We start from the raw sequence: 12,516 nt of genomic DNA on the forward strand, positions 1-12,516 counted from the left end.
CTCACCGATTATTCGGGAGCGTCATGACGTCTGCTGTGCACGCCGAGGACATGATCATTGGAGTCACCCCGTTCGGTGAACCCGACGCCCGTCTGGCCGCGGCGGTCAGCCGTGCCGGAGGGCTCGGGATCTTGGACCTGGGTGCCGGCGACCGAAGAACAAGGGCAGCGCTGGCGCGAATACGACGCCTCGGGCCCGGACCGTACGGGGTGCGGGTCGGAGCGCGCTGCCGGATCCGGCCCGAAGAGCTCCCCGACGGCGGTCCCGGCACGGTGGTCCTCTCCGTGGACGCGGCCTGGCGGATCGACGAACTCCCCGCCGGAATCCGGGTGTTGGCCGAGGTCACCAGTCTGGAGCAGGCCCGCGAGGCGGTGCACGCCGGGGCGCACGGGCTGATCGCCCGCGGCTCCGAAAGCGGCGGCCGGATCGGGGAGTTGAGCACGTTCGTGCTGCTCCAGCAGCTGCTGTCCGATGTCGGCCTGCCCGTGTGGGCCTGCGGCGGCATCGGCCCCCGTACCGCCGCCGCCGCCGTCGCGGGCGGCGCCGCCGGAGTCGTACTCGACAGTCAACTGGCCCTGCTGGCCGAGTCGGAGCTGCCCGAGGCGGCCGCCGCCGCGCTGCGGTCGATGGACGGCTCCGAAACGGTCGTGGCCGGCGGTCACCGTGTGCTGCGGCGCCGGGGGCCGGATGCGCCGTCGGTGCCGGACGACGCCTCGGTGGTGGAGCTGCTCGGTGCGCAGGATCTGCGCAGGCAGGTGCTGCCGGTGGGGCAGGACGGCTTCCTGGCGGCACGGTTCGCCGAACGGTGGGGTGACGCGGGGCGGGTGGTGCGTGCGCTCACCGAAGCCGTACGAGAAGCGGTGCGCGACGACGTGGCCGCGCGGGCGCTGCGGGACGGGTCCCCGATGAGCCGGGCCCTCGGCACCCGGAGGCCGGTCGCGCAGGGTCCGATGACCCGGGTCAGCGACCGGGCGCGGTTCGCGGCGGCCGTGGCCGGGGACGGCGCCCTGCCGTTCATCGCACTCGCCCTCGCGAACGGGGAGCAGACCCGGGCCGTGCTGGCGGAGACCAGGGACGCCGTGGCCGGGCGGCCCTGGGGCGTCGGCGTGCTCGGCTTCGCGCCGGAGGAGACGCGGAACGCCCAGCTGGACGTCGTACGAGAGCTGCGGCCGACACACGCGATCATCGCGGGCGGGCGGCCCTCCCAGGCCGAGGCGCTGGAGCGGGAGGGGATCAGCACCTTCCTGCACGTGCCCTCGCCGGGGCTGCTGAGGCAGTTCCTCCAGGCCGGGGCGCGCCGGTTCGTGTTCGAGGGTTCGGAGTGCGGCGGCCATGTCGGGCCACGGGCGAGTTTTCCGCTGTGGGAGGCCCAACTCGCTGTCATCGAGGACCACTTGGGGGACGCGGAGGACGGCGCGGGCATCGAGGTGTTCTTCGCGGGCGGCGTCCATGACGAGCGGTCGGCGGCGATGGTCGCCGCGCTCGCCGCGCCGCTGACCGCGCGCGGCGCCGCCGTCGGCGTCCTCATGGGTACCGCCTACCTGTTCACCGAGGAGGCCGTGGACTGCGGGGCGATCCAGCCCCTCTTCCAGCGCCAGGTCGTCGCCGCGACCGGCACCGCCCTGCTGGAGACCGCGCCCGGCCATGCCACCCGCTGCGTGCCGAGCCCCTTCAGTGACGACTACCGGGAGCGCGAGGCCCAGCTGCGTGCCGAAGGCGTGCCGGACCGGGGGATCTGGGAGGCACTGGAGCGGCTGAACGTCGGGCGGCTGCGGATCGCCAGCAAGGGCGTCGACCGGGACACCTCCGGTGAGTTGGCGGCCGTGGACGAGGAACGGCAGCTCGCCCAGGGGATGTTCATGGCCGGGGAGGTCGCGGTGCTGCGCTCGGCCACCACCTCGATCGACGCGCTGCACCGGTCGGTGGCCGAAGGGGCTGCCGACTTCCTCGACGAACGCGCGCGAGAGTTGCGTGCAGTTTTCGGCGGCGGCGTCGAGGAACCCTCCGCCCCCGCGCCCCTCGACATCGCTGTCGTCGGTATGGCCTGTATGTTCCCCGAGGCCCCCGACCTCGCCGCCTTCTGGGCGAACGTCCTGGGCGGGCACGATGCGGTCACGGAGGTCCCGGCCGAGCGCTGGGACCCCGCCGTGCACTACGACTCCGACGGTGGGGGCGCCACCACGTCCAAGTGGGGCGGCTTCCTGCCCCGCATCCCCTTCGATCCGCTCCGCTACGGCATTCCGCCCACGTCCCTCGGCAACATCGAGCCCGTGCAGCTGCTGGCCCTGGAGGCCGCCCGGCGTGCGCTGGAGGACGCCGGATACGGCGAGCGGGGGCGGGCGTTCGACCGGGCGCGCACCTCCGTCGTGTTCGGCGCGGAGGCGGGCAGCGACCTGTCCAACGCGACCACGCTGAGGGCCGTACTGCCGTCGTACTACGGCACGATCCCCGACGGCGTCGAGCAGCAACTCCCGAGGCTCACCGAGGACTCCTTCCCCGGCATGCTGGCCAACGTCATCTCCGGCCGGATCGCCAACCGGCTCGACCTCGGCGGCGCCAACTTCACCGTCGACGCGGCGTGTGCGTCCTCGCTGGCCGCTGTCGACGTCGCGTGCAAGGAACTCGTCGGCGGGACGAGCGACGTGGTGCTGTGCGGCGGCGCGGATCTGCACAACGGCATCAACGACTATGTGCTCTTCTCCTCCGTGCACGCCCTGTCCCCGACGGGCCGGTCCCGGGCCTTCGACAGCTCGGCGGACGGTATCGCGCTCGGTGAGGGCGTCGCGTGCGTGGTGCTGAAGCGGCTGGCGGACGCCGAACGGGACGGGGACCGGATCTACGGCGTCATCAAGGGAGTGGGGAGTTCCAGCGACGGGCGGTCGCTGGGGCTCACGGCGCCGCGCCCCGAAGGCCAGCGCGCCGCCCTTGAGCGGGCCTACCGCAACGCCGGGGTCTCGCCCGCCGACGTGGGTCTGGTCGAGGCGCACGGCACCGGCACCGTCGTCGGCGACCGTACCGAACTCACCATCCTCAGCGAGGTGTTCAGCGAGGCCGGGGCCGAGGCGGGCGGGTGTGCGCTCGGGTCGGTCAAGTCGCAGATCGGGCACACGAAATGCGCCGCGGGACTCGCGGGGCTGATCAAGACCGTGCTGGCGCTGCACCACGGCGTCAAGCCGCCGACGCTGCATGTGGAGCGGCCCAACTCCGGGTGGCGGGAGGGCGACAGCCCGTTCGTGTTCCACGCCCGAGCCCGCCCTTGGGCGGCTCCGGCCGAGGAACGCCTCGCCGGGCTGAGCGCGTTCGGGTTCGGCGGCACCAACTTCCATGCGGTGCTGGAGGCTTACGGCGATGCCGTGCCGTCGGCGCAGGGGCTCGACGCGTGGCCCGCGGAGCTGTTCGTGTTCCGCGGGAAGGATGCGGCGACGGCTCGGCGGGCCATCGAGGAGGTACTCAAGGCCGCCGAGTCTGCCGGGACGGACGGCGGGTGGCCCTGGCGGCTGCGGGACCTGGCGCTGAGCGCGTCTCGCCGGGCCGACGCCGGGCACGATCCGGTGCGGGTCGCCGTCGTCGCGACGGACGTGGCCGGACTGGCCGGGCAGCTGCGGCGGGCGCTGGCGGGAGAGCACGATCCGGCCGCCGGGATTCATCTGGCCGGTCCGGGCTCGGCGGACGAGGCCGACGGGGGCTTGCTGGGCAATGCCGATTCGGGCTCGGAGGGTGATGCCAACGCAGCCTCGGGGGCCAGGGCCGTCCAAGGCGCCGGCGCTCAGGCCGGTCAAGGTCCTGGGGGCCGGGCCAATCAAGGTTCCGGCGCTTACGTCGGCCAAGGTCCCGGGGGGCAGGTCGATCAAGGTTCCGGCGGTCACGCTGGCCAAGGTCCCGGGGGTCAGGTCGATCAAGATTCCGGCGGTCAGGTTGACCAAGGTTCCGGCGGTCAGACCGGTCAAGGTCCCGGGCGTCACGCCGGCCAAGGTTCCGGCGGTCACGCTGGCCAAGTTCCCGGGGGTCAGGTCGTCCAAGGCGCCGCCGTTCAAGCCGACGAAACCCCCAAGGGGCAAGCCCACCCAAGCCCCAAGGGCCAAGCCCACCCAACCCCCAACGGCGAGGCCGGCCCGGTGTTCCCGGGGAAAGTCGCCTTCCTCTTCCCCGGGCAGGGCAGCCAGCGGCCCGGCATGCTCGCCGACGTCTTCATCGCCTTTCCCGAACTCCAGCACTACCTCGAACTCGGCGGCGGACACGCCGACTTGCTGTATCCGCCCACTGCCTTCGACGACACCGAGCGAGAGCGTCAGCAGGCCCGGCTCACCGACACCCGGGTCGCGCAGCCCGCTCTCGGCATCGTCGGCCTCGCCGCCCACGACCTGCTCACCATGGCCGGGATACGGCCCGACATGGCCGCCGGACACAGCTACGGCGAGCTGGTCGCCCTGTGTGCGGCCGGGGCCTTCGACCCGGAGACGCTGCTGACGCTGAGCGCCGAGCGGGCGGAAGCGATCCTCGGGGCGGCCGGCGCGGATCCCGGGACGATGGCCGCGGTGGCGGCCGGTGCCGAGGACATCGAGCGGGTGCTCGACGCATCGGCCGGGGTCGTCGTCGCCAACCACAACTCACCCGGCCAGACGGTGATTTCGGGACCCACGGCGGCGGTCGAGGAGGCCGTACGACAGCTGCGCGCGGCCGGTGTCGGCGCCAAGCGCATCCCCGTGGCCTGCGCCTTCCACAGCCCGCTGGTGGCGGGCGCCGGTGAGCGGTTCGCCGGGGTTCTGGCCCAACAGACCGTGCGCGCACCCGAGTTCCCGGTGTGGTCCAACCGCACCGGCCGCCCGTACGCCGACGACGCAGACGCCGTACGGACCGAACTGGCCGCCCAGATCGGCGCACCCGTCGCCTTCGTCGCGGAGATCGAGGCGATGTACGAGGCCGGAGCGCGGGTCTTCGTCGAGGCGGGCCCGGGGTCCGTGCTCACCCGGCTGGTCGGGCAGATCCTCGGCGACCGTCCGCACCGCACCGTCGCCTGCGAGCCGCGCGCGGGCAGTGGACTGCGCGGCTGGCTCGACGCACTGGCCCAACTGGCCGTCGCGGGGCTGCCGGTACGCACCGCATGGCTGCTACGAGGCCGGGACGCCGTCGACGCCGTCCGGACCCCCGCGCCGAAGCGGCCCGGCTGGACGGTCGACGGCCAGCTGGTCCGCACCGCCGCCGGAGAACTCCTCCCCGGTGCCCTCGCGCCGGCCCGACGAGTCGTGGAGACGACTGTGACGACCAACCACACGAACGGCACCCCGGCCCACTCGGACAAGGACGCGCTGATCTCCGAGTTCCTGCGCACCAGCCGGGAGATGGTGGCGGCCCAGCGGGACGTACTGCTGACGTACTTCGGCGGAGCGGCGGCCGCGGGGCAGTGGGTGCCGGCACAGCAGCCCGCTGTCCAGCTTCCCGTTCAACTTCCGGTGGAACAACCGGCCTTGCAGCCCGCCACTCCGGAACCCGTAGCACCCGTAGCACCCGTAGCGCCTCAAGGGCCCGAAGAGGTCGACGTCCTCTCCGTCGTGCTCGAGATCATCAGCGAGCGCACCGGATACCCCATGGACATGATCGAGCCCGACCTCGACCTTGAGGCGGACCTCAGCATCGACTCCATCAAGCGCGCCGAGATCGCCGGTGAACTGGCCAAGCGCCTGGGCGCCGGGGGCGGCACCGACCTCGCCGCGCTCGACGACGCCGAGTTGGAGGAGCTGGCGAAGGCGCGCACGGCGGCGTCGGTCACCGACTGGCTCGCGGGGCGGCTCGCCCCGAGGCAGGCCGAGGTCGAGGAAGTCGTGGAACCCGCCCCGGTGACCGGTGAGGCCCCGAAGCGGCTCGTGCTCCGGCCCGTCCTCCTGGAGTCGGCCGCCGCGGAACCGTCCGCCGTCCTGGCCGGGCAGCGCTTCGTGCTGCTCGGCGACGACGAGGGCGGCGCCGCGGCCCGGGAGGTCACGGCCCGGCTGACCTCGTACGGTGCCGAGACCCTGTCCCTCGGCCGGGAACACCAACTCACCGAGGCCGACGGCCGGCTGGACGGCGTGCTGTTCCTCGACCCGCTCGCCACCTCCGCGCCGGCCGTACTGCCGGACGCCTTCCCCGTCCTCCAGGCGGCCCTCGGCCGCGCCCCGCGCCACCTTCTCGCCGTACGGCCCGCCGGCCCGGGCCCGCGGTCGGCCGGTCTGCACGGCCTCTTCCGCACCGTCGCCCGCGAGTACCCGGAGACCAGCGTGCGGATCGTCGACCTGGACGACACCGCGCCCGCCGCCGTCGCCGACGCGCTGCTCGCCGAACTGCTCGCGCCAAAACCGGCGGCCCCGGTCGTCCTGCGCACCGAATCCGGCCGCCACGGGCTGGAGTTGGTGGAGACGCCGCTCGGCACCCTCGGTACGACCGGTGCCGGGCCGGCCGGGGACGGCGCCGCCGAGGCCGCCGCGCTCGGCATCGACCGTGACTCGGTCGTGCTGCTGGTGGGCGGTGCCCGTGGGATCACCGCCAAGTTCGCCGTCTCGCTCGCGGCCGCCTCCCGCTGCCGTATCGAACTGCTCGGCCGGACACCCGCACCGGACGGCCCCGAGGACCCGGCGACCGCCGCCGCCCCCGACCGGGCCGCCCTGCGTACGGCCCTTGCGGCCCGCGGTGGTCTGACGCCCGCCGAGATCAACCGCGCGACCGAACTCCTGCTGGCCCAGCGGGAGATCACCGCCACGCTCGACGAACTGGAAGCGCTAGGCAGCCCGGCCCGCTACCACTCCGTCGACTTCCGGGAGCCGGATGCCGCCCTCCAGGCGGTGAAGGAGATCCACGCCGAGCACGGCAGGCTCGACGGGGTCGTCTACGCGGCCGGGGTGATCGAGGACAAGGTGATCGCCGAGAAGACCACCGAGTCGTTCGAGCGGGTGTACGGCACGAAGACCGTCGGCGCCGAAACGCTGCTGACGGCGCTGGAGGAACTGCCGGGCGGGCCCGCGTTCGCCGTGCTGTTCGGGAGCATCTCCGCCGTCCTCGGCAACCGGGGCCAGTCGGACTACGCGGCCGCCAACGACGCCTTGGAGAGCCTCGGTTCCGCGTGGGCCGCGCGCACCGGCCGCCGGGCGCTGACCGTGCACTGGGGTCCGTGGGCGCCGACCGGCGGCCACACCGGCATGGTCAGTCCGGAACTCGGCCGGGAGTATGCCCGGCGCGGCATCAAGCTGATCGACCCCGAGGAGGGCACCGCGGCGCTGCTGCGCGAACTCGCCTGGGGCGACGAGTCGGCGCGCGCGGTCGTCTACACCTCCTCGGGCTGGTGAACATGACGGACACGGCGGAAATGACACGTCGTCAGCCACAGCCGCCCATAGCCATCGTGGGGATGGCGGTGATGCTGCCCGGAGCCGCCGACCTCGACATGTACTGGCGGAACCTGCTGGCCGGCACGGACGCCATCACCGACGTACCCGAAGGGCGGTGGGACTCCGACTACTACCGTCCGGGTTCCGCCACCGGCCGTGCGGTCGCCGACCAGGTGTACTGCCGGCGCGGCGGATTCGTCGACACCCTCGCGGAGGTGGAGGTCACCCGGTTCGGGATCATGCCGAAATCGGTTTCCGGAACCGAGCCCGACCAGCTCATCGCGCTGCACGTGGCCGCCGCCGCGCTCGCCGACGCGGGCGGCGAGGAGCGGCTGCCCGACCGGCAGCGGATCGGGGTCGTGCTCGGCCGGGGCGGATATCTCACGCCCGGCCTGGTGCGGCTCGACCAGCGGGTCCGTACGGCGGGTCAACTCGTCCGTACGCTGGGGGAGTTGCTGCCCGATCTCGACTCCGGTCAACTCGACCGGATCCGGACGGCGTTCACCGAGCGACTCGGGCCCGACAGCCCCGAGTCGGCGATCGGGCTCGTCCCCAACCTCGCGGCCTCCCGGGTCGCCAACCGGCTAGACCTGCGCGGACCCGCGTACACCGTGGACGCCGCCTGTGCGTCCTCACTGGTCGCCGTCGATCAGGCGGTGGGCGAACTCGCCGCCGGGCGCTGCGACGTGATGCTCGCCGGGGGAGTGCACCACTGCCACGACATCACCCTGTGGTCCGTCTTCTCCCAGCTCCGCGCACTCTCCCCGAGCCAGCGCATCCGCCCCTTCCACCGGGACGCCGACGGCATCCTGATCGGTGAGGGCACGGGCGTGGTCGTCCTCAAGCGCCTCGCCGACGCCGAGCGCGACGGGGATCGCGTGTACGCCGTCATCCGGGGTACGGGGGTCGCGAGCGACGGGCGTGCCGGCGGGCTGGTCAACCCCGATCCCGGCGGTCAGGCGAGTGCCGTGCGGCAGGCTTGGCGGGCGGCGGGGCTCGATCCTGCGGCTGCTGGTTCCATCGGGCTGTTGGAGGCGCACGGTACGGCGACGCCGGCGGGGGATGCGGCGGAACTGGCCACGCTGGCCGAGGTGTTCGGGCGTGGTGACGCTGCGGTGATCGGCTCGGTGAAGTCGATGATCGGTCACACGATGCCGGCGGCGGGTGTGGCGGGGCTGGTCAAGGCGGCTCTCGCGGTCCACCACGGGGTGCTGTTGCCGACGTTGCACTGCGATGAGCCGAATCCGGCGCTTTTCGCTACGCGGTTTCGGCCGTTGGAGGAGGCGGAGCCGTGGGACGGCGGTGTGGTGCGGCGGGCGGCTGTGAACGCGTTCGGGTTCGGGGGAATCAATGCGCATGTAGTGCTGGAGGCTCCGGCCGCTGGTGGTGCCGCGGTGGGTAGTCGGTCGTCTGCGGCGCCGCGAGGGCTGGTCGCGCAGTTCCCCGCGCCCCTTCGGGGCGCTGCCGGCTCGGCGCGTTCTGTCGTGCGGGAGCCTTCTGTCGTGCCGACGCGTTCTGCCGTGCCGGAGTGTTCTGCTGAGCCGACGCGTTCTGCTGAGCCAACGCATTCTGCCGAGCCGACGCGTTCTGCCGAGCCGGAGCGTGTGTTGCTCCTCGCCGCCGATAGCCCTGAGGGCCTCGCCGTGCTGTTGGACGCCGATGACGCGGCCGTACGCACCGCCGGTCTCGATCCCCATGCGCCTGCCGGGCCGGCCCGGCTGGGCATCGTAGACCCCACCGCCAAGCGGCTGGCGCTCGCCCGGCGGGCGGTCGGGCGGGGACGGGCCTGGCAGGGTCGTAACGACGTCTGGTTCTCTCCTGCCCCGTTGGGCGGGAAGCTCGCGTTTGTCTTCCCGGGGCTCGAAGGCGACTTCAAACCCCGGGTGGACGATGTCGCCGCACACTTCGGTCTGTCCGGGCCCGTACCGGGGTCCGCCCGGGTGGGGGACATCGGCCGGCACGGGCTCGGGGTCGTCGCCGTCGGGCGGCTGCTCGACGGGGCGTTGCGGCGGATGGGGGTCGTGCCGGACGCGGTCGCCGGGCACAGTGTCGGTGAGTGGACGGCGATGGCGGCGGCCGGGCTGTACTCGGGGGACGAGGTGGACGGCTTCATGTCGTCCTTCGATCCGGACGCGCTGACCGTGCCGGGGCTGGCGTTCGGCGCGATCGGGGCGTCCGCCGAGCGGGTGCTGACGGCGCTGGAGGCCGACTGGCCGGACGCCGGGATCGTGCTGTCCCACGACAACGCGCCCGCCCAGTCGATGGTGTGCGGTCCGGACACGGCCGTGACGGAGTTCGTACGGGCCTTCCGCGCGCAGGGCGTGATCAGCCAGGTGCTGCCGTTCCGGTCCGGCTTCCACACGCCGATGCTGGAGCCGTACCTCGGCCCCATCAGGGACGCGGCGAGCCGCTTCCGGCTGCATCCGCCGACCGTGCCGGTGTGGTCCGGGACCACGGGGGCGCCGTTCCCGTCCGGGGAGTCGGCGGTCCGCGAGCTGTTCGTCCGGCATCTGCTGGAGCCGGTGCGCTTCCGGCAGCTCGTCGAGGCGATGTACGCGGCCGGCCACCGCGCCTTCGTCCAGGTCGGCCCGGGCCAGTTGGGCTCCCTCATCGGGGACACCCTGTCCGGCCGCGACCACCTCGTCGTGCCCGCCAACTCCCCCCACCGCACGGGTCTCGCCCAGCTCCACCGGGTGGCGACGGCACTTTGGACGACGGGCTCCGCGGGGGGCTCCGCTGGGGGTGCCGCGGTGGGGCGTCGTTCGTCTGCGGCGCCGTGGGGGCTGGTCGCGCAGTTCCCCGCGCCCCTTCGGGGCGCTGCCGAACCGTCCGCCGCGGAAGTCGGCCACCGCGCAGCTTCCGCGCGAGGGGACCGGCAGCCGGTCCGGCTCGACTTGGGAGGGGCGCTCGTCTCCCTCGACGAGCGGGTCCTGGGGGAGCTGCGCGTAGAGTTGCAGGCCGCTTCTCCGGCACCCCAGCTGGCGACCTCCGTGGCCGAACCCTCGGGGTTGGACGCGCTGGCCGGACGATTCCCGGCTGCCGCCGAACTGGGCGCGCTGTTGCGCGAGACCGCGGACGCGGCGGTCGCGCTGATCGCGGCGGGCAGCAGCGGTACGGCCGCGGGTTCCGTCACAGCGCCCGCTCCCGCCGCACTGGTTCCCGCGCCCGCGCATCCCGTCCAGCCTGCGCCGGCCGTTCCTGCTTCAGTCGGCCCGGGACCGCGGACGAACGGTCACCCCGCGGGCATCCACCCTGGGGACGGACATCCTGGGGACGGCCACCCACAACCCCACCGCACCACCGTCCACGTCTCCCCCGACACCATGCCCTACCTCCTCGACCACTGCTTCTTCCCCCAACGTCCCGGCTGGCCCGACGTGCCCGACCGCTGGCCGGTGGTGCCCGCGACGACGATCGTGCAGCACATGATGGAGGCGGCCGAGCAGGTCGCCCCCGGCAGCCGGGCGGTCGCCGTGCACGGGGCGCGATTCGACCAGTGGCTCACCGCCACCCCGTCCGTGGACGTCGAGGTCACCGTCACCCCCGTCCCCGACACCCCCGCCCGGCTCGCCGTCTCCTTCGGCCCTCGCGCCCGCTCGGTCGTCGAGCTGTCCGACCGCTACCCGGCGACACCTCCCACCCCCTGGCACCCGGACCACGCCGCCGAACGCACCCCCGACCACACCGCCGTGCAGCTGTACGCCGAGCGCTGGATGTTCCACGGCCCGGCGTTCCAGGGCGTCAGCGAGCTCACCGCGATCGGCGAGGCGCATGTACGAGGGGTGATCACGACCCCGCCCGCGCCCGGGTCGCTCCTCGACAACGTCGGTCAGATCCTCGGCTACTGGATCATGGCCACCCGCACCGAGCGGTCCGTCGTCTTCCCCGTCCAGATGCGGCAGATGCGCTTCTACGGTCCGCAGCCACACCCCGGCACGGACGTCGGCTGCTTCGTGAGGATCACGTCCCTCACCGACACCGTCCTCGAAGCGGACGTCCAGCTGACCGTCGGCGGCGAGGTCTGGGCCGAGCTCACCGGCTGGCAGGACCGCCGCTTCGACAACGACCCGCAGACCCGGCCCGTCGAACGCTTCCCCGAGCGCAACACCCTCTCCGAGGCCCGGCCGGACGGCTGGATGCTGCTGCACGAGCGCTGGCCGGACCTCGCCTCGCGGAATCTCATCATGCGCAACTCCCTGAGCAGCGCGGAGCGTTCGGAGTACGAGGCGCATGCGCCCCGGGGCCGCCGACAGTGGCTGCTCGGCAGGATCGCCGCCAAGGACGCCGTACGGCGATGGCTCTGGGACCAGGGTGAAGGGCCCGTCTTCCCGGCCGAGATCCGGGTCCTCAACGACGACTCGGGGCGACCGTACGTCGAAGGCCTGCACGGGAGGAGCCTGCCGCCGCTGGATCTCTCGCTCGCCCATTGCGCGGAGGCCGGCGTCGCGATCGTACGGCCGCACACCCCGGGCGCCGGGCCCGGCATCGACATCGAGGAAGTCGTCGAGCGGGACCGGGGGACCCTCGCCACCGCTCTCGGACCGGACGAACTCGCCCTGCTGCGGACGCGATGCGATGCCACCGCCGACTCCGAGGCGCTGTGGTTCACCCGGTTCTGGGCGGCCAAGGAAGCCGTCGCGAAGGCGGAGGGGACCGGATTCGGCGGGCGGCCGCGCGACTTCACCGTGCTGGCGGCCGACGCGGACCGCCTGGTCGTCTCGGGGCGGCTGGAGCGCGCGTACACCGTGCGCTGCGAACGGACCGGCAATCCGCCCGGGTTGCCGAGCAGGGAGTACGTCGTGGCCTGGACGACGGGACCGACGCAACCGCACGACGAGGAGAGGGACTGATGCAGCACACCCCGCGGGCCACCGACGAGGCAACCGTGCTCGCCGACATCACCGGCATGCTCGGCACGCTCCTCGACGAGTACGGCCTCGACGACGTCGAGATCGGCATGCAGACCACCTTCAACCGCGATCTGGAGCTGGAGAGCATCGACCTCGTCACGCTCGCCGGGCTCCTGGAGGAGCGGTACGCCGGACGGGTCAACTTCGCCGAGTTCCTGGCCGGGATGGAGTTCGACGAGATCATCGAACTCACCGTCGGCCGGCTCGTCGAGCACATCGTGCAGAGCCTCGAAGCGGCCGAGGCGGCCTGA

3 protein-coding genes are annotated in these 12,516 nt (G+C 73.2%); all 3 read left to right on the plus strand.

Annotated elements, in window-relative coordinates; all coding sequences use genetic code 11:
• Positions 1 to 23 precede the first annotated feature (23 nt).
• The 3 genes from KCH87_RS48840 to KCH87_RS04420 are packed head-to-tail and all read left to right on the plus strand — an operon-like array spanning position 24 to position 12,516.
• Complete coding sequence (locus KCH87_RS48840; RefSeq protein WP_247195703.1) at positions 24 to 7,313, plus strand: type I polyketide synthase; 7,290 nt, start codon at positions 24 to 26, stop codon at positions 7,311 to 7,313.
• Between the two features lie 20 nt (positions 7,314 to 7,333).
• Entirely contained in the window at positions 7,334 to 12,205 is a 4,872-nt protein-coding gene (locus KCH87_RS04415; protein ID WP_210584285.1) for a type I polyketide synthase, read from the plus strand.
• Positions 12,205 to 12,516, plus strand: a complete 312-nt coding sequence (locus KCH87_RS04420) for a phosphopantetheine-binding protein (protein ID WP_210584286.1) — start codon at positions 12,205 to 12,207, stop codon at positions 12,514 to 12,516. The genes KCH87_RS04415 and KCH87_RS04420 overlap by 1 nt, the downstream gene beginning before the upstream one ends.

Origin of the sequence: Streptomyces sp. GESEQ-35 (genome assembly GCF_017948485.1) — a bacterium.
In the GTDB taxonomy this organism is placed as follows: Bacteria; Actinomycetota; Actinomycetes; order Streptomycetales; family Streptomycetaceae; genus Streptomyces.

Bases quoted from the DNA above. Each gene is read 5' to 3' on its own strand.
- KCH87_RS48840 (WP_247195703.1), top strand. From the start codon at position 24: ATGACGTCTGCTGTGCACGCCGAGGACATGATCATTGGAGTCACCCCG.
- KCH87_RS04415 (WP_210584285.1), top strand. From the start codon at position 7,334: ATGACACGTCGTCAGCCACAGCCGCCCATAGCCATCGTGGGGATGGCG.
- KCH87_RS04420 (WP_210584286.1), top strand. From the start codon at position 12,205: ATGCAGCACACCCCGCGGGCCACCGACGAGGCAACCGTGCTCGCCGAC.